The 17,443-nt window shown below is 67.4% G+C and carries 16 protein-coding genes; 5 read left to right on the top strand and 11 right to left on the bottom strand.

The annotated features are described in order from the left end of the window. Window positions 1-293, top strand: a 293-nt coding sequence (locus tag U5A56_RS14290; RefSeq protein ID WP_321922937.1) for a hypothetical protein, incomplete at its 5' end; no start/stop codon positions are given. Window positions 294-392: 99 nt separating this feature from the next. Here the strand turns inward: U5A56_RS14290 and U5A56_RS14285 are convergent. From U5A56_RS14285 to phnS, 7 genes are read right to left on the bottom strand one after another with little or no spacing between them, the layout of a single operon-like run. Continuing rightward, entirely contained in the window at window positions 393-944 is a 552-nt protein-coding gene (locus tag U5A56_RS14285) for a phosphonate degradation HD-domain oxygenase (RefSeq protein ID WP_321922935.1), read from the bottom strand. Between the two features lie 4 nt (window positions 945-948). Further along, window positions 949-2,403, bottom strand: coding sequence for a phosphonoacetaldehyde dehydrogenase (gene phnY / locus U5A56_RS14280; protein ID WP_321922933.1), 1,455 nt, complete (start codon window positions 2,401-2,403; stop codon window positions 949-951). Then, the gene (phnA, locus tag U5A56_RS14275; protein ID WP_321922931.1) at window positions 2,400-3,710 is read right to left on the bottom strand and encodes a phosphonoacetate hydrolase; all 1,311 of its coding nucleotides are present in this window, start codon (window positions 3,708-3,710) and stop codon (window positions 2,400-2,402) included. Before phnA ends, phnY begins: the two co-directional genes overlap by 4 nt. Then, window positions 3,707-4,567: a 2-aminoethylphosphonate ABC transport system, membrane component PhnV gene (phnV, locus tag U5A56_RS14270; RefSeq protein WP_044845723.1), complete on the bottom strand. Its 861-nt coding sequence runs from the start codon at window positions 4,565-4,567 to the stop codon at window positions 3,707-3,709. Before phnV ends, phnA begins: the two co-directional genes overlap by 4 nt. Then, the gene (locus U5A56_RS14265; RefSeq protein WP_321922930.1) at window positions 4,557-5,477 is read right to left on the bottom strand and encodes a 2-aminoethylphosphonate ABC transporter permease subunit; all 921 of its coding nucleotides are present in this window, start codon (window positions 5,475-5,477) and stop codon (window positions 4,557-4,559) included. Before U5A56_RS14265 ends, phnV begins: the two co-directional genes overlap by 11 nt. Further along, entirely contained in the window at window positions 5,455-6,558 is a 1,104-nt protein-coding gene (phnT, locus tag U5A56_RS14260) for a 2-aminoethylphosphonate ABC transport system ATP-binding subunit PhnT (protein ID WP_321922928.1), read from the bottom strand. Before phnT ends, U5A56_RS14265 begins: the two co-directional genes overlap by 23 nt. 34 nt (window positions 6,559-6,592) lie before the next feature. Continuing rightward, window positions 6,593-7,684: a 2-aminoethylphosphonate ABC transporter substrate-binding protein gene (gene phnS / locus U5A56_RS14255; RefSeq protein ID WP_321922926.1), complete on the bottom strand. Its 1,092-nt coding sequence runs from the start codon at window positions 7,682-7,684 to the stop codon at window positions 6,593-6,595. A 255-nt stretch (window positions 7,685-7,939) separates the two neighbouring features. Here phnS and U5A56_RS14250 point away from each other — a divergent pair, with 255 nt between their 5' ends. Then, complete coding sequence (locus tag U5A56_RS14250; protein WP_321922924.1) at window positions 7,940-9,049, top strand: 2-aminoethylphosphonate--pyruvate transaminase; 1,110 nt, start codon at window positions 7,940-7,942, stop codon at window positions 9,047-9,049. Window positions 9,050-9,151: 102 nt separating this feature from the next. Here the strand turns inward: U5A56_RS14250 and U5A56_RS14245 are convergent, their stop codons facing one another. The 3 genes from U5A56_RS14245 to aroQ are packed head-to-tail and all read right to left on the bottom strand — an operon-like array spanning window position 9,152 to window position 11,840. Further along, window positions 9,152-10,492: an MFS transporter gene (locus U5A56_RS14245; RefSeq protein ID WP_321922923.1), complete on the bottom strand. Its 1,341-nt coding sequence runs from the start codon at window positions 10,490-10,492 to the stop codon at window positions 9,152-9,154. Window positions 10,493-10,533: 41 nt separating this feature from the next. Further along, entirely contained in the window at window positions 10,534-11,388 is an 855-nt protein-coding gene (locus U5A56_RS14240) for a shikimate dehydrogenase (RefSeq protein WP_124530200.1), read from the bottom strand. Further along, window positions 11,385-11,840, bottom strand: a complete 456-nt coding sequence (gene aroQ / locus U5A56_RS14235) for a type II 3-dehydroquinate dehydratase (protein WP_044845730.1) — start codon at window positions 11,838-11,840, stop codon at window positions 11,385-11,387. The genes U5A56_RS14240 and aroQ overlap by 4 nt, the downstream gene beginning before the upstream one ends. 257 nt (window positions 11,841-12,097) lie before the next feature. Here aroQ and U5A56_RS14230 point away from each other — a divergent pair, with 257 nt between their 5' ends. Then, window positions 12,098-13,990: a bifunctional sugar phosphate isomerase/epimerase/4-hydroxyphenylpyruvate dioxygenase family protein gene (locus U5A56_RS14230; protein WP_321922920.1), complete on the top strand. Its 1,893-nt coding sequence runs from the start codon at window positions 12,098-12,100 to the stop codon at window positions 13,988-13,990. Between the two features lie 285 nt (window positions 13,991-14,275). Next, on the top strand, window positions 14,276-14,539 hold the full coding sequence (locus U5A56_RS14225) for a hypothetical protein (RefSeq protein WP_044845732.1): 264 nt from the start codon (window positions 14,276-14,278) through the stop codon (window positions 14,537-14,539). Window positions 14,540-14,601: 62 nt separating this feature from the next. On the opposite strand, the gene U5A56_RS14220 is transcribed toward U5A56_RS14225, so the two are convergent. After that, on the bottom strand, window positions 14,602-15,396 hold the full coding sequence (locus U5A56_RS14220; protein WP_044845733.1) for an AraC family transcriptional regulator: 795 nt from the start codon (window positions 15,394-15,396) through the stop codon (window positions 14,602-14,604). Window positions 15,397-16,059: 663 nt separating this feature from the next. Between U5A56_RS14220 and U5A56_RS14215 the strand changes: the two genes are divergently transcribed. Further along, window positions 16,060-17,196, top strand: coding sequence for a branched-chain amino acid ABC transporter substrate-binding protein (locus tag U5A56_RS14215; protein ID WP_044845855.1), 1,137 nt, complete (start codon window positions 16,060-16,062; stop codon window positions 17,194-17,196). Window positions 17,197-17,443 lie beyond the last annotated feature (247 nt).

Raw genomic sequence — 17,443 nt, 5'->3', positions numbered from 1 at the left:
TTTCTGATCCGAGGATCAGCTCGCTGCCATCAAGCGCCCACACTTATCGGCTGTTAATTTTTAAAGAGCATTTCTGCGAGGACCCGGAGGTTTTCTCAGCAGCGCTGCGTTTTCAGCAGCAGAGAAGCGAGATTATGAACCGTCTTTTTCAGTTCGTCAACAACTTTTTAACTGCTTCGTTGCGACGACTGGGGTTCAACTTCCTGCACCGTCGAGGCCGCTACGACCCGCCCGACAGCACCGCTTCCCTTCTTCCCCCGCGCCGCGTTTCCGTTAGCGCGAAAGAGGCGTGATTCTAAGCACCTGCCGGCAATCGCGCAAGGGGTTTCGCGAAAAATATAAGGCCCCGCACGCTGCCGCGTGCGGGGCCTTATATGGATGCAGCCGAATCGTCAGCTCACGCGCACCTGGCGCGCCACGATCTCCATATAGTGATCGAGATCCGGCGTCGCCTTGCCCTCTTCCTTGGCCGTATCGTCCCAGCGGCGCAGGCGCAGCGCGTCTTCCGCGAACGGGCGCTGCAGGAATGCCGCCGTCTCCGCTTCACTGAAGATGCCGCCCTGCAGCGCGAGGCTACGCACCGAATCCGGCGACAGGCTCTCGAAGTAGCCGGCGTCCGTGCGGCACAGGCAACGCTTCGCGTCGACGTGCAGCCGGATCGGCTCCAGAACCGCGTCCGAAAACAGCGGCCGCAGGAACGGCAGCACGTAATACTGATGCAGGTCGTCGATCCCGCGCGCGCTCGGCGTCTCGCCCTGCCGATTCAGCAAATGCCCCAGATCATGCAGGAACGCCGCCGCGACCAGCGCCTCGTCGGCGCCCGCCTCCTCCGCCAGCAAGCCGCTCTGCAACGCATGCTCCAGCTGCGTGACGGGTTCGCCGCTATAGGCAACGTGGCCGTGCTCGCGATACAGCCCGTGAATCTCTTCCACCGTCAATGCCATCCGCTCACTCCCAAGGCAGCGAAAACGTCTTCAGGTTCGTGAAGCTCTTCATCGCTTCCTGAACACCTTCCTTATAGCCGAGCCCCGAATCCTTGATCCCGCCGAACGGCGACAGCTCGATCCGGTAACCGGGCACCTCCCAGACATTCACCGTCCCGACGTTCAGCTCGTTCACGAACCGCACGACCGCGGCCGTACTGTCCGTACAGATACCCGACGACAGCCCGAACGCCGTGCCGTTGCTGATCCGGATCGCGTCGTCGATCGTGTCGAACGCGATGACGGGTGAAACGGGGCCGAAGGTCTCCTCGCACACGAGCGTCATCGACGGATCAACGTTGTCGAGCACGGTCGGCGAATAGAGCGCACCGCGCCGCACGTTGCCGGTCAGCAGGCGCGCCCCCTGCGCGACCGCCTCGCCGACCCGGGCCTCGAACAGCCGCGCCGCGACGTCGTCGATCACCGTGCCCATTTCGTTTGCGGGATCGAACGGATCGCCGTACTTCCAGGCGCGCGTCTTCTCGACGAGCAGCTCGGTAAACGCCGGCGCGACCGAGCGCTGTACCAGGATCCGCTTGACGGCCGTGCAGCGCTGCCCCGAATTCCGGTACGAACCGAGCACGGCCAGCGATGCCGCACGTTCCAGATCGGCATCGCCGAGGACGATCAGCGGATCGTTGCCGCCCAGCTCCAGCACGATGCGCCGGTAGCCGGCCCGCGCGGCGATCGCCTTGCCGATCGACACGCCGCCCGTAAAGGTGATCAGCGATGCATGCGGATGCGTGACGAGTTCGTCCGCGATTTCGCGCGGGTCGCCGGTCAGCACCTGCAGCATCGGCTCCGGCAAACCGGCTTCATACAGCAGGTCCGCCAGATAAAACGCCGACAGCGGCACCTTCTCCGACGGCTTCACGATCACGCGGTTGTTGGTCGCAATCGCCGGCGCGATCTTGTGCGCGACCTGGTTCATCGGGTGATTGAACGGCGTGATCGCGACGATCACGCCGTCGAGCGGCTGGCGCTGCGAGAACACGCGGCGCGCCTTGCCGTGGGGCGTCAGGTCGCACGAGAAGCTCTGCGCGTCGTCGCGCAGCGCTTCGACCGAAGCAAACTTCAGCACGTCGGCAACGCGACCGATCTCGTAGCGCGAATCCTGTTTCGACAATCCCGACTCGAGCGTGATCAGGTCGGACGCCTCCTCGGCACGCTCGCGCAGCAGCGCGGCCGCGCGCTCGAGGATCTGCGAACGCTCGTAGCGCGTGAGCGCGGGCCGGTACGCCATCGCGTAGTCGAACGCGGCGCGCACATCGTCGACGCTCGCCAGCGGCGCCGTACCGACGCGCGTGCCGGTGTACGGATCGGCGACGTCGAGCACACGGTCGCGCGTCGCGCGCGTGCCGCACCAGCGCAGCGCCTCGGCGCGAAACGCGGGGTGATCCTGTCGAGGGTGAGCCATCATGTCGCGACCCGATTCAGCACGAAATCGAAGACGTCGAAGTTGCGCGGACGACGTGCAGGGTCGTCCCGCTCGATCCGACGGTTGAACAGCAACGGCACCTCCTGCTCGGACACGCCGCCGTGCGAACGCAGCGGCACGGTCAGGCCGGACAGGTCGTGTTCGCGCTCGCGCGTGCCGAGCGTCATGTCGCGCCGACCGATCACGACGAGATCCCCGATCCGGTCGGCCGGCAGTTCGAAGCGCGCGGCCGCTTCCGCGTTGTCGAGTACGAGTTCGACACCGTCGAGCCCGCCGACGCGCCACATCGCTTCGATCCGGTCGACGCCGGGCGCCAGGTAGACGGTTGCGAACGAGCCGAGCGCGCCGTGGTGCACGACGTACGGATCGGTGATCGGCAGGATCACGCGTGCGGCCCGCGCACCGAACCAGCCGTCGAACGCATCCTGAAGATAGATCACGTTCGGGCGGCCCGTGGCCGGATCGTGCTTCGCGTTCATCCCGTGGTCGGCCGTGAGCCCGATCGCCCAGCCGAGCGCATCGAGCTGCGCGAGATAGCCGTCCATCATTGCGTAGAACGCGTTCGCGCCGGCACTGCCCGGCTCGCACTTGTGCTGCACGTAGTCGGTGGTCGACAGGTACATCAGGTCGACCTGACGCGTTTGCGCGAGCCGCACGCCGGCCGCGAACACGAATTCGGACAATGCCGCGCTGTACACGTCCGGCGACGGCAGGCCGACCCAGTCGAGCACGTCGACGATCCCGTTTTCCGCGAGATTCGCCTGCGCGGCCTTCTCGGCGGAAAAACAGATGCCGTTCATCTGCCAGCCGAGCAGCCGGCGCAGCTTGTCCTTCGCCGTGACGACGGCCACCCGCGCGCCGGCGTCGGACGCCGCCGCGAGCAGCGTGCCGGCCCGCAGGTAGGCCGGGTCGTTCATCATCACTTCGGCGCCGCGACCGCCGTCGGCGGCCGGATCCCAGAAGTAGTTGCCGCAGATCCCATGAACCGACGGCGGCACGCCGCAGACGATCGACAGGTTGTTCGGGTTGGTGAAGGTCGGCACGACGCAGTCGGCGCGCCACGCGGTGCCTTGCGCGATGATCCGGCCGATGAACGGCGCGACGCCCGCTTCCACCGCACGCTCGAGATAGTCGTACTCGCAGCCGTCAACGCAGATGACGACGGTCGGTTCGACCGGTAGCCGGTAGCGTCGGCCGTTGACGTCGACGGAACGTCCCGCGAGATCCGCCGAACCGTTGCCCGCGGCCGATTGCTCGCCGGGCTGTCGCAATGCGAACGCGGCGTTCATGATGCCGCCCGCTTGCCGCGCGGCACGCGCGCGGCGATCAGCAGCAGCGCCGCGAGCGACGCGCCGAGCATCAGCAGCGACAGCGCCGAGGCGGGCAGGTAATAGCCGCGCTCAACCTGGCCGATCACGACGATCGGCACGGTCGCGAAACCGGGCGGATAGACGGTCAGCGTCGCGCCGAGTTCGCCGAGCGACAGCGCGAAGCCGAGCGCGAGGCTCGCGCGCAGCGCCGGCACGAGCTGCGGCAGCAGCACGCGGCGCAGCACCATCGCGGGCGGTGCACCGAGGCTCGCCGCCGCTTCGCGCAGCACGGTCAGCTCCGGGCGCAGCGCGGCGGCCGCGCAGCGATAGCAGAACGGCAGGATCAGCGCGAGCTGCACGAGCACGACGATCGCCGCGGAGCTCGACAGGTCGAGCGGCTTCTGGTGATACGCGATCAGCACCGCGAGCCCGAGCACGACGCTCGGCACGCCGTTCGGCACCATCACGAGCGCGTCGACGACCGCGCCGAGACCGCGCCGGTCGCGCCCCTCGAGTGCAAGCGCAAGCCACAGCCCGAGGATCGTGCCGATCGCCGACACGCCGAAGCCGATTTCGAGGCTCGTCAGCAGCGCGTCGTACTCCGGCGACCCGAGCCGCTCGAACCAGCGCAGGCTGTAGCCGGCCGGCAGGATCGTGCCCGACCACTGCGTCGACACGCTCGACAGCGCAACGACGATGACCGGCAGCACGAACAGCCAGAAGCAGGCGAACGCGGCCAGCGCGAGCGCGGCGCGCGACGCATGCTTGAGCAGCGTGTCGCTCCAGCCGATCCGATGACGCGGCACGGCTTGCCCGATATGGAATTCAGCGGACATCGTTCCCTCGCGTCGCACGCCGGTTCACCCGGCGATAAACCGTATAGAGCGCCAGCGACAGCGCGAGCATCACGACCGCGCCGGCCGACGCGGTCGGCAGGTCGAGGTCGACGGTCGCGCTGCTGTAGATCGCGACCGGCAGCGTGACGAGCCGCGCGCTGCCGAGCACGAGCAGGATCCCGAACTCGTTCAGCGTCAGCAGGAAACACAGCACCGTGCCGGCGGCGATGCCCGGCCACGCGATCGGCAGCACGACGCGGCGCGCGAGCATCCAGCCGGACGCTCCGAGGCTGCGCGCCGCTTCGATCAGGCGCAGGTCGAGCGTCGCGAACGACGCGAGCGTCGGCCGCACGACGAACGGCGTATAGAACACGGTCTGCGCGAGGATCACGCCGCCGATGCCGAACAGGAAGTCGAGCGGCGGGTTCTCGAGATGGAACAGGTGCTGCAGCGCGATGCTGATCGAGCCTTGCGAGCCGTACAGGAAGATCAGCGTGAACGCGACGAGGAACGACGGGAACGCGACGTACAGTTCCAGGAAGCGCGTGACGAGCGACGCGCCCGGGAACGGCTTGAAGAACAGCAGCGCGGCCAGCAGCACGCCGAGCACCGATGCGGTGCCGGCGCTCGCGAACAGCACGCCGACCGTCGTCAGCAGCACGTTGCGCGTATCGGGGTTGCCGAAGAACGTCCGGTACGCGGCAAAGCTCAGCCCGTGATCGCCGGACACGCTCAGCAGCACGAGCCGAAGCAGCGGATAGACGACGAGCGGGCCGAGCACGACGATCGCGAGCGCGGCGAGGTGCAGGTCGCCCATGCGCTTGCGGCGCCGCGCGGCGGCGGCATGCGCGGCGGCCGACGCGAGCACGTGCGGCGGCAGGCCGGCTTCAGGGCTCGATAAGGACGACATCGTCTGCCTCGCAATGCAGGGACACGCGCGCACCGCGCTCGGGAGCCGCGCCGCGGCCGCGTTGCATCGTGACGCGCACGGGTTCGTCGGGCGCCGCGTCGATCATGACCGCGATCGACAGGTCCGCGCCCTGCCATTCGACCGACGACACCGTGCCGTGCAGGCCGCCCGCCGCCAGCGGCATCACGGTCAGCCGCTCGGGGCGCACGCACGCGACCTTGCCGCGCACGTCGTGACGCGGGTCGCCGAGCGGGAAGATCACGTGCGGCGGCAGCAGGTTGGCCGGGCCGAGATAGCGCGCGACGTAGCCGTCCCGCGGCGCGTCGTACAGCTGCTGCGGCGTGCCGAGCTGCGCGATGCGGCCGTCGCGCATCAGCAGCGCGCGGTCGGACAGCACGAGCGCGTCGTCGCGGTCGTGCGTCACGCAGACGACGGTCAGGTTCGGCAGGCGCTCGTGCAGCGCCTTCAGTTCGCTGCGCACCGATGCGCGCAGATTGGCGTCGAGCGCCGACAGCGGTTCGTCGAGCAGCAGCACGTCCGGCTCGATCACGAGCGCGCGCGCCAGCGCGACGCGCTGCTGCATCCCGCCCGACAGTTGCGCGGGCAGATGGTGGCCCGCGTCGCCGAGTTGCACGAGCTTCAGCGCGTCGGCGACGCGGCGCGTCACTTCCGGCGACGCCATGCCGCGTGCGCGCAGCCCGAATGCGACGTTCTCGAACACCGACAGGTGCGGGAACAGCGCGTAATTCTGGAACAGCAGACCGAGGTTGCGCTTGTGCGGCGGCGCATGGGTCAGGTCGCGTCCGGCCACGGTCAGCGAGCCGGTCAGGCCGTCGGCCTTCACGAACCCGGCGATGAAGCGCAGCAGCGTGGTCTTGCCGCAGCCGCTCTTGCCGAGCACGGTCAGAAATTCACCGGCGCCGATAGACAGCGACAGATCTTCCAGCACCGTGCGTGCGCCGTAGCGCACGCTCAGGTGTTCGATCTGCACGCCGCCCGGCGCGCCGGACCGCAGCGTTGCTTGCGGTTCGGCGGCGCCGAATGCGCCGGGATGGGTCAGGGTGGTTTCCACCGGGTTCATCCTCTTGCTCACTAATACAGGCAGCGTGCGCCGATCACTTCGGCTTGACGACGTCGAGCTGCTTGCCCGAGCTGCCGATCACGTCCTTCTTCCAGCGCTCGATCCACACCGGCTTCTTCGCCATCACCTGGGTCCAGTCGACCGGGATCAGCTTCACGCCCGCGATCGCCTTCTTGACCGCTTCGCCGTTCTTGCCGGCCAGCGGCACGTCCGTGCGGCCCGGGATGCCGTACATGTCCGGCACCTTCGACTGCACGTCGGTCGACATCAGGTAGTCGATCAGCTTCTTGCCGGCGTCCTGGTTCGGGCCGCTCTTGATCAGGCCGATGCCGTACGGCAGCTGGAACGTGGTCGGCTGGTCGCCGTCCTTCGCTGCCAGGAAGATCGGCTTGACGGACAGCGCGCCGTGCTCGGCGTCGTCGAGATCCATCTGCAGGTCGCCGTTCGCGACGCTGATCTCGTTACGCGACAGCAGCACGTTCAGGTAGCCGGTGCCCTTCGTGTGGAACTTCACGCTCTGCGACAGCTTCGCGAGGTAGTCGAACGCCTTGTCCTCGCCCATCAGCGACGTCGTCAGGATCAGCACGGCCATCCCGTCGCCGGCGGTCGCCGGGTTCGAGTACGCGACCTTGCCCGCGTAGGCCGGCGACAGCAGGTCGGCGAACGTCTTCGGCTGGCTTTTCACGACGTCCGGGTTGATCGCGAACGAGAAGTAGTTGTTCACGAACGTCGCCCAGGTGCCGTCTTCCGCCTTCGCGATCGCCGGCACGTTCTTGTAGTTCACGCTCTGGTACGGCTGCAGCAGGCCCATCTGGCCGGCTTGCTGGATGAACGGCGGCAGCGTGACGATCACGTCCGCCTTCGGCGAATTCTTTTCGATGTTCGCGCGGTTGACGACCTCGCCGCTGCCCGCCGTCACGATGTTGACCTTGACGCCTTCCTTCTTCTCGAACGCCGGCAGCACATCGCGATAGAGGTTCTCGAGACCGTCCGCCGTATACAGCACGACCGCGTTCGCCGCGTGCGCGGGCATCGCGGCGCCTTGCAGCAGACCGGCGGCGCAGGCGGCCAGCGCGAGCTTGCGGAACGCGCCGGCAGCGGCGCGCGAGGAATTCTGCAGTGTCATCTCACTTCTCCGTAGGCGGAACACCAAACGGCCGGGGCACGATCCGGCTCCTTTCAGTCGGACAGACCGACAACCGGCCCGTCTCGCTGCCGCGCTGCAGGTGGTTTCGCGCGGCAACCGAAGGATCACAGCGTTCGATGACAACGCCGTGACGTGTGCCACAATTTCCAAAAAATGACACATTTTGCCAATATCATGCAAGTCATTCAGAAATGCCGCCCTGGCGTTTCATCCGATCTTTGCTGGAGAAAAATCATGTCGGACCCGATTCTGCTCACGCCCGGCCCGCTCACCACGTCCGCCACAACACGCCACGCAATGCAACACGACTGGGGCTCGTGGGACGCAGCTTTCAATCAATTGACGGCGAGCGTCTGCACGGATCTCGTCGCGATCGCGCGCGGCGGCGACGCATACGTGTGCGTGCCGATGCAAGGCAGCGGCACGTTTTCGGTCGAAGCCGCGCTCGGCACGCTGGTGCCGCGCGACGGCGTCGTGCTGGTGCCGGACAACGGCGCGTATTGCGCGCGCATCCTGAAGATCCTCGGCCGGCTCGGCATCGAGTCGATCGCGCTGCCGTTCGGCGAGAACGCGGCGGTCGACCCCGGCGCGGTCGAAGCCGCGTTCGCGCGCGAGCCGCGCATCACGCACGTCGCGCTGGTGCACCTGGAAATAAGTGCCGGCATCCTGAATCCGCTCGACGCGATCGCGGCCGTGTGCCGGCGGCACGGCAAGCGGCTGATCGTCGATGCGATGAGTTCGTTCGGCGCGCTGCCGATCACGCTGGCGGACAGCGGGATCGACGCGCTGATCTCGGCGAGCGGCAAATGCCTGGAAGGCGTGCCTGGGATGGGGTTCGCGATCGTGCGGCGCGCTGCGCTCGACGCGTGCGAAGGCAACTCGCGGTCGCTCGCGCTCGACCTCCACGATCAGTACGCGTACCTGCGCAAGACGGGCCAGTGGCGTTTCACACCGCCGACCCACGTGATCGCCGCGCTGCGCGCCGCGCTCGACCAGTACCTGGCCGAAGGCGGCCAGCCCGCGCGCGGTGCGCGCTATGCGGAAAACTGCCGGACGCTGGTCGAATCGATGCGCGCGCTCGGCTTCACGCCGTTCCTCGACGCCGGCGTGCAGGCGCCCGTGATCGTCACGTTCCATGCGCCCGACCATCCGGCCTACGATTTCCGCCGCTTCTACGACGCGGTGCGCGACGCGGGCTTCATCCTGTATCCGGGCAAGCTGACGCAACTCGAGACGTTCCGCGTCGGCTGCATCGGCGCGATCGATGCCGGCGACATCCGGCGGGCGGTCGCGGCGATCGCACAGGCGGTCGAATCGCTCGGGATCACGATGCGGCACGCGTGAGCGCGGCGGCCTGAACCGCTTCGCAGTCGCGAGCGGATACAAAAAAGCCCGGCGACCCACAGGTCGCCGGGCGAACGCACCGAGAGTGCGTGGAGCCGGTGCTTACAGTTCGATCCGCTTGATGTCGCCGACGACGAAGATGTACGACAGCGCACCGATCAACGCGATCACGCCGATGAACACCAGCGCACCGACGAACGAGCCGGTCGACGCGACGATGAAGCCGACGACGAGCGGCGTGATGATGCCGGCCAGGTTCGCCGCGAAGTTGAAGATGCCGCCGGTCACGCCGAGCAGGCCGTCCGGCGCGATGTCGGACACGAGCGTCCAGCCGAGCGCGGCCATCCCCTGCGCGAAGAACGCGACCGACATGATCGCGATCACGGCTTCGTTGCTTTGCACGTAGTTCGCGAGAATGATCGTCGACGCGAGCAGCAGGCCGGCGATGATCGGCAGCTTGCGCGCGAGGTTCGCGGACTTGCCGCGGCGCAGCAACCAGTCGGAGAAGATCCCGCCGAACATCACGCCGACCGACGCGGCGATGAACGGCATGATCGCGAAGAAGCCGATCTTCAGCCAGCCCATGTGGCGCTCGGTCGCGAGATAGGTCGGGAACCAGGTCAGGAAGAACACGAGCGTCGAATTGCCGGCGAACTGGCCGAGGCAGATCCCCGCGAGCTGGCGCTTCTTCAGCAGCCGGCCGGCCATCGCCCAGCTGAACTTGGCCTGGGCGGGCTTGCCGCCCTTGTCGCCGTCCTTGCGCGCGCCGTGCACGAGACCGCCGCCCGCTTCGATGTACGCGAGTTCTTCCGAATTCGCGGCCGGATGGTTGCGCGGCTCGTGATAGAACTTCCACCAGACCAGGCCGAACACGATGCCGACCCCGCCGACGACCCAGAACAGCGAACGCCAGCCGAACGCCCCCATCAGCGCGAACAGCACGGGGCTGAAGAACGCGAGACCGATGTACTCGCCGACGGTGTAGGTGCCGGTCGCCATCGCACGTTCATTCTGCGGGAACCACGTCGCGACGACGCGGCTGTTGGTCGGGAAACACGGCGCTTCCGTCACGCCGAGGCCGAGCCGGCATGCGAACAGCGTCGCGACGCCGGGCACGAAGCCCTGCAGGAGCGTGCACAGCGACCACAGCGTCATCGACCAGTAATAGGTGACCTTGCTGCCGAAGCGGTCGAGGAACAGGCCGCCGGGCACCTGCATCGCGACGTACGTCCACGAGAACGCGGAGAACATGATGCCCATCACGGCCGCGTTGATGCCGAGCTCCTTGGTGAGCTGCGGCGCAGCCACCCCCAGCACGGTACGGTCGAGATAGTTGATCATCGTGCCGATCGCGAGCAGCGCGAGGATCTTGTAGCGCGCCGAGGTCCGCCGGACCGTACCGGCCGCCGCGGGCGCGGCGTTCGTGTGGGTGGTGTGCTGCATGATTGTCTCCTGGTCTATTTTTCAGCTGGTCGCTAGAAGGGTCAGCGTGCGACGAGCGACTGAAAGTGTTCGAACATCCGTTCGTCGTCCGGCGTTCGTCCGGTGAAGATCTCGAACGCATCGACGGCCTGGTACACGGCCATCCCGCCGCCCGGCAGCGTCGCGCAGCCGGCCGCGCGCGCGGCGCGGATCAGTTCGGTTTCGAGCGGGAAATACACGATGTCGGCGACCCACATGCCCGCGCGGAGCAGCTCGGCCGGCAGCGGCAGGCCCGGATGCTTGGCCATGCCGGTCGGCGTGCAATGGATCAGGCCGGTCGCGGCCTGCATCGCGGCCGCGAGATCGCTGCCTGGCGTGACCCGGGCGGCCGGGAAGCGCTGCTGCAGTTCACCCGCGAGCGCGGTGGCGCGCGTGCCGTCGACGTCGAAGATCGTCAGGTCGGCGGCACCCATCTGCAGCGCCGCATGCGCGACGGCCGCACCCGCGCCGCCCGCGCCGAGCTGCACGACACGTTCGAGCGACGCATCGGGCAGGCCGCGGCGGAACGACTTCGCGAAACCCGACCAGTCGGTGTTGTGGCCGATCCGCTTGCCGTCCTTGAACAGCACGGTGTTGACCGCGCCGAGTGCGCGCGCGTCGTCAGACAGTGCGTCGAGGTGCTCGATCACGCGCTGCTTGCAAGGATGCGTGATGTTGAGCCCGTTGTAGCCCATCCGCTGCGCGGCATCGAGCAGTTCCGGCAGCGCGTCGGCGGTCACGCCGAGCACGTCCAGATCGATGCGCCGGTACACGTAGCCGAATCCCTGGCGGAAGCCTTCTTCCTCGTGCATCGCGGGCGACAGCGAACCGCCGATGCCCTGGCCGATCAGGCCGATCAGAAAAGACGGGCGGCTCATCGTGCGGCTCCTTGGGCAAAAATGGTCGACAGGCGCTGCAGCGCGAATACGTAGCCTTCGGTGCCGCAGCCGCAGATCACGGCTTCGGCCACCGCCGACACATAAGAGTGGTGACGAAATGCCTCGCGGCGATGCACGTTCGAGATATGCACCTCGATCACGGGTTTCGCGATCGCGGACAGCGCGTCGGCCAGCGCGACCGACGTGTGCGTGTAGGCGGCCGGGTTGATCACGATGCCGTGCGTGTCGTGACGCGCGGCATGCAGCCAGTCGATCAGCTGGTGCTCGGCGTTCGACTGGCGGAAGTCGATCTCCAGCCCGAGCCCGTCGGCCGCCGTGCGGCAACGCTGCTCGAGGTCGGCGAGGGTTTCCGCGCCGTAGATATGGGGCTCGCGGGTCCCCAGCAGATTCAGGTTCGGGCCGTTCAGCACCAGCACCTTGTGCTTGCTCATGGTGTTTCTGCTCCTAAAACAGGGGCGAATCGCTAGTCGACTTCGCCCTCTGACGTCAAGATTTGGCGCTAGTGTGCGCTTGCGCAAGCGCAATGTCTTTTCGGGTTTTCGCTAATTTGTACCACCTAGTTAGTTTGTATAATTTCACTCACTCCCCTAGTAAATTCGGGATATGGCGCTCACCGGTAATTCAACGACTGGTTCATTCCGGCCCGATCCGGCCGACGCCACACCCCGCTCATCCGCAGGATTCGCCCATGCAGCGCTCGATCGCCACCGTGTCACTGTCCGGCACGCTCGCCGAGAAGCTCGCCGCCATCCAGGCCGCCGGCTTCGACGGCGTCGAAATCTTCGAGAACGACCTCGTCTACTTCGACGGATCGCCCGCCGACGTGCGGCGCATGGCCGCCGATCTCGGCCTCGACATCGTGCTGTTCCAGCCGTTTCGCGACTTCGAGGGCGTGAGCCCGGCCCAGCTCGCCCGCAATCTCGACCGCATCCGCCGCAAGTTCGACGTGATGCACGCGCTCGGCACCGACCGCATCCTGGTGTGCAGCAGCGTGTCGCCCGACACGATCGCGGACGACGCGCTGCTGGTCGACCAGCTCGGCGCGCTCGCCGAAGCCGCGCGGCAGGCGGGCGTGGTCGCCGCGTACGAGGCGCTCGCGTGGGGCCGCGTCGTGAACCGGTACGGCCACGCGTGGCAGCTCGTGAACGCGGTGAACAGCCCGCACCTCGGCCTCGCGCTCGACAGCTTCCATACGCTGTCGCTCGACGATTCGCCGGACGCAATCGCCGACATCCCGGGCGACCGGATCGCGTTCGTGCAGATCGCCGATGCGCCGAAGCTCGCGATGGACGTGCTCGAATGGAGCCGCCACTACCGCTCGTTCCCCGGCCAGGGCGACTTCGACCTCGCGCGCTTCACCGCCCGCGTGATCGAGTCCGGTTACAAGGGGCCGCTGTCGCTCGAGATCTTCAACGACGGCTTCCGCGCCGCGCCGACCGCGATCACGGCCGCCGACGGCCACCGCTCGCTGCTCTATCTGGAAGAACTGACGCGCGCGCGACTCGCGCAGGACGGCCGCGCGCCGGCCGCCGACCAGCCGCTGTTCGCGCCGCCGGCACCGCCCGCGCACGTCGGGTTCCAGTTCATCGAATTCGCGGTCGACGCGCAGGCGGCGGCCACCGTCGGCGAATGGCTCGGCCGGATGCGGTTCCGGCTCGCAGGCCGTCATCGGTCGAAGGACGTGACGCTGTTCCAGCACGGTGCCGCGTCGATCGTGCTGAACGCCGAGCGCGACTCGTTCGCCGACGCATTCTTCCAGCAGCACGGGTTGTCGCTGTGTGCGTCGGCGTTCCGCGTCGACGATGCGAAAGTGGCATTCGAGCGTGCGGCCGGCTTCGGCTACGCGCCGTTTTCCGGGCGCGTCGGCCCGAACGAGCGCGTGCTGCCGGGCGTGCAGGCGCCGGACGGCAGCCTCGAATACTTCGTCGACGAGACGCCGAACGCACCGACGCTGTATGAATCGGATTTCGTGCTGACCGACATCGACGGCCCGAGCGAGGTCGGCCCGCTGACGGGCATCGATCACGTCTGCCTCGCGCTGCCGGCCGACGCACTCGACACGTGGATCCTGTTCTTCAAGACCGCCTTCGGCTTCGAGGCCGAGCGCAGCTGGCTCGTGCCCGATCCGTACGGCCTGATGCGCAGCCGCGCGGTGCGCAGCACGGACGGTTCGGTGCGGATCGCGCTGAATGCGTCGGTCGACCGTCATACGGCCGTCGCCGAATCGCTCGACCGCTATCACGGCACGGGGCTGAACCATGTCGCGTTCCGGACCGACGACATCGTGAAGACGGTCGCCGCGTTCGCGGCCGACGGCGTGCCGTTCCTGCGGATCCCGCCGAACTACTACGACGATCTGGCCGCGCGCTACGCGTTGCCGGACGAGCTGATCGACACGCTGAGCGCCCACCACCTGCTGTACGACCGCGACGAAAACGGCGGTGAATTCCTGCATGCGTATACCGAGCTGGTCGACAACCGCTTCTCGCTCGAAATCGTCGAGCGGCGCAGCGGCTACGACGGCTACGGCGCGGCCAACGCCGCCGTGCGGCTCGCCGCACAGGCCCAGCGCAGGAAATAAGGGAGCAAGGGAATTTCGTCCAGGGGTCGAATCGAATGAGAAAAACACGACGACCCTGCGACGCGCGCCGCGCGACCGCACCATCGTGGTGAATCCCGCTGCGGCGCCCGCCCGGCAAGGCCGGCCGCCGGCGGCCGGAAACGGCCGCCCGGCGGGCGTTACATCCGGTAACGCACACCGCACCGCAGCATTCGCGCGGCCGCGGCCGTTTTAAGAATCGCTTAAGTCTCCGACGGCACCATCCGCAACCAGTACCCGATGGATACCCCGAAAAGGAGGACAGCGATGAGCGCCGTAGATACACCCGCGGGCCGCCCGGCCGCCCCCCCAGTGAAAAAGACGATGCTGCGCCGTTTGCTCAGCCATCATGAAATCGCGACGCTGCTCGTGCTGCTGCACGCGCCGATCGGCGCGAACGCCAAACCCGAATTGCCCGCGCTGCAGGAAGCCGGCCTCGTCGAGATGATCAAGCTCGACGCCGACACGGCGCCGAGCTTCCGGCTGACCGAAGACGGCACGGCCGTCCTGAAAGGGCTCGGCTACCGCTGAGCCGCCGCACGCCGAATCCCGTCTCGCCCCTTCAGATCCGCCGGCCCGGCCGGCGCGTCACTTCACCCTGCCCGGTCCTGCAGCATCAGCCGGTATTCCGTCGGCGTCACGCCGACCGTCGCCTTGAACTGGCGCGTGAACGCGCTGTGATCCGTATATCCGCATAGCGCCGCGACGTCGGTCACCTTGTCGTGCGTGACCAGCAGCGCCGTGGCCGCATCGAGCCGCGTCTTCAGCAGCACCTGGCGCGGCGTCAGGTGAAACACCTTGTGGAAGTAGCGCTCCAGCTGCGCGACCGACATCCCCGCCATCTGCGCGAGCTGCTTCAGGTTCAGCGGCTGCACGTAGTGATCCTGGATGTGCTGCACCACGTCGGCGAGCTTGCTGTAGGCCGGATGCGAGCCCTCGTGCGCCTTCAGGTCGCGCGAGATGCCCGCGAGGCCGACCACCTTGCCGGCCGCGTCGCGCAGCGGCTCCTTGCAGGTCAGGCACCAGCCCGGCTGACGGCCCGGATACAGATGCAGCTCGAGCTGGTCCATCAGCTGCTGACCTGCGGTGATCGTCGCCATGTCCTGCTCGAAATAGGTCTTGCCGAAGCGGCGCGGAAACACTTCGTCGGTCGTCTTGCCGAGCAGGTCGCGCTTGTCCTTGTAGCCGCAGCGCATCGCCAGCGTGCGGTTGACGAGCGCGTAGCGGCCGTTCGCGTCCTTCACGAAGAACGCGACGTCGGGCAGCGCATCGAACACCGGCTCGAGCAGGCGGAAGTGCGCGAGCATCGCGCCGAGATCGGCGTTGTCGGGCTGGTAGCGCAACGTATCGGACAGGCTCATGGGCGGTGCGGCAAGCAAGGTCGTCATCCCGGCATCTGCGAAGGGGGTGGCTGATGGCGTCGATTATAGGAGCGCCGTCTCGAACGCGTCGTGGCGATCGCGGGCCAGCGATCGGGCGGCCCAGCGAATGGCGGCAAGCGCAACGCGCGGCCGATCGGCGCCGATCGGGCGATTCGCGTGGGCCGGCAAGCACGTCATGCGCCGTGCGGTTGTGCGCGCAACCACTGCGCCGCACGCACGTCCGGCGGGCACGATTTCGCATCGGCACGTTGCCTGGCGTCGCGCACGGCCAGCGCTGCCGACGCGATCGGCTCACCCCGCCCGCACCGAGACTCCGCGCGCCCGAACCCGCCATCCTAAAAATGCCGGCGTGTCGCGTCTTGGCGCGTTTGCGCACTCGTCATGACGATTTCAGCATATATCAGGGTTATCGACGATATGCCGAAATCGTCGCCGGCTGCGCTCCGAACGCGCAAGACGCGCGCATTTTCGCTACCTAGACTTCGATCAACGGTTACGAGACGACATCCCGCCGCCGCCGCGCACGCCGATTCCGGCACAACCCGCGCAGCGCATGGCACACCCCGCACGGCTTTCGGAAAGGCCTGCAACCCGATACGTCTCGCCCGGTTTACCGCGCCGGCCGGCTGGCCGGCGGCGGCCCAACCATGCCATCAAGGGGAAGTGAAAGTGAAGCTGAAGGTATCGCACGTCGCGCTGGCTGCTGCCTGCGCACTGTCGGGCGCACACGCCATCGCCGCCGACGTCGTCAAGATCGGTTTCGCCGCACCGCTGACGGGGCCGCAGTCGAACTACGGCTCGGACATGCAGAAGGGCGTGCAACTCGCGATCGCCGATTTCAACGCGACGAATCCGACGATCGGCGGCAAGCCGGTCACGTTCCAGCTCGACTCGCAGGACGACCAGGCCGACCCGCGCACCGGCACGACGGTCGCGCAGCGGCTGATCGACGACAACGTCCGCGGGGTCATCGGCCACTTCAACTCGGGCACGAGCATTCCGGCGTCCGACCTGTACGATCGCGCGGGGCTGCCGCAGATCTCGATGGCGACGTCGCCGCAATACACGGCGCGCGGCTACAAGACGACCTACCGGCTGCTGACGAGCGACGCGCAGGCCGGCCGCATCGTCGGCACGTATGCGGTGAAGACGCTGCACTTCAAGCGCATCGCGATCATCGACGACCGCACGGCCTACGGCCAGGGCATCGCCGACGAATTCGCGAAGGCCGTGCAGGCCGCGGGCGGCACGATCGTCAAGCGCGACTTCACGAACGACAAGGCGCTCGACTTCTCCGCGATCCTGACCAACCTGAAGGGCATCAACCCGGACGCGATCTTCTACGGCGGCGGCGATGCGCAGTCGTCGCCGATGATCCGCAAGATGCGCCAGCTCGGGATGAAGTCCGCCTTCGTGACCGGCGAGATGTCGCGCTCGCCGACGTTCCTGAAGGTCGGCGGCGACGCGGCCGAAGGCGCGATCGTCTACATGGGCGGGCTGCCGAAGGAAAAGATGCCGGGCTTCGCCGGCTACGCATCGCGCTACAAGGCACGCTTCAACGAAGACGTGATCACCTATTCGCCCTACTCGTACGACGGCACGATCGCGCTGCTCACCGCGATGAAGGACGCGAACTCGACCGACCCGAAGGTCTACACGCCGTATCTCGGCAAGGTGTCGATCAAGGGCGTGTCGGCTCCGAGCATCGCGTACGACGCGAAGGGTGACCTGAAGGATGCGCCGGTGACGATCTACAAGGTCGAGCACGGCGCGTTCAAGCCGGTCGACACGATCGCCGGCAACTGATCGCGCAGACCCCGTCACACGCGGCGCGGCAAGCGGTTCTCCCGCCTGCCGCGCCGCGTGCGTTTCGGGCTCGACGAAGTTCGAAGCATGCCTCGGCGCGGCCCCGCGCGCGCGCATTTCGCGCTCCTGTAGAATCCCCCCACCCGCTTTGACGCTTCGTCTGCGTCGTGCCCCATCCCGGTGCGACGGTACGTGTCACATGCCCCATCCGGCACTCGACGCACGCTCGACGACGCAGGCCGCGCCT

Origin of the sequence: Burkholderia sp. BCC1998, from assembly GCF_905339875.1 — a bacterium.
Taxonomy (GTDB): Bacteria; Pseudomonadota; Gammaproteobacteria; order Burkholderiales; family Burkholderiaceae; genus Burkholderia.
The sequence above is the reverse complement of the archived record's forward strand: the minus strand, read 5'-3'. Positions and strand labels throughout refer to the sequence as shown.

Coding starts and splice junctions, on each gene's coding strand:
- phnT (WP_321922928.1), bottom strand. CDS start 6,558: ATGAACCCGGTGGAAACCACCCTGACCCATCCCGGCGCATTCGGCGCC.
- U5A56_RS14250 (WP_321922924.1), top strand. CDS start 7,940: ATGTCGGACCCGATTCTGCTCACGCCCGGCCCGCTCACCACGTCCGCC.
- U5A56_RS14230 (WP_321922920.1), top strand. CDS start 12,098: ATGCAGCGCTCGATCGCCACCGTGTCACTGTCCGGCACGCTCGCCGAG.
- phnY (WP_321922933.1), bottom strand. CDS start 2,403: ATGATGGCTCACCCTCGACAGGATCACCCCGCGTTTCGCGCCGAGGCG.
- U5A56_RS14285 (WP_321922935.1), bottom strand. CDS start 944: ATGGCATTGACGGTGGAAGAGATTCACGGGCTGTATCGCGAGCACGGC.
- phnS (WP_321922926.1), bottom strand. CDS start 7,684: ATGACACTGCAGAATTCCTCGCGCGCCGCTGCCGGCGCGTTCCGCAAG.
- phnA (WP_321922931.1), bottom strand. CDS start 3,710: ATGAACGCCGCGTTCGCATTGCGACAGCCCGGCGAGCAATCGGCCGCG.
- U5A56_RS14225 (WP_044845732.1), top strand. CDS start 14,276: ATGAGCGCCGTAGATACACCCGCGGGCCGCCCGGCCGCCCCCCCAGTG.
- U5A56_RS14245 (WP_321922923.1), bottom strand. CDS start 10,492: ATGCAGCACACCACCCACACGAACGCCGCGCCCGCGGCGGCCGGTACG.
- phnV (WP_044845723.1), bottom strand. CDS start 4,567: ATGTCCGCTGAATTCCATATCGGGCAAGCCGTGCCGCGTCATCGGATC.
- U5A56_RS14240 (WP_124530200.1), bottom strand. CDS start 11,388: ATGAGCCGCCCGTCTTTTCTGATCGGCCTGATCGGCCAGGGCATCGGC.
- aroQ (WP_044845730.1), bottom strand. CDS start 11,840: ATGAGCAAGCACAAGGTGCTGGTGCTGAACGGCCCGAACCTGAATCTG.
- U5A56_RS14265 (WP_321922930.1), bottom strand. CDS start 5,477: ATGTCGTCCTTATCGAGCCCTGAAGCCGGCCTGCCGCCGCACGTGCTC.
- U5A56_RS14220 (WP_044845733.1), bottom strand. CDS start 15,396: ATGACGACCTTGCTTGCCGCACCGCCCATGAGCCTGTCCGATACGTTG.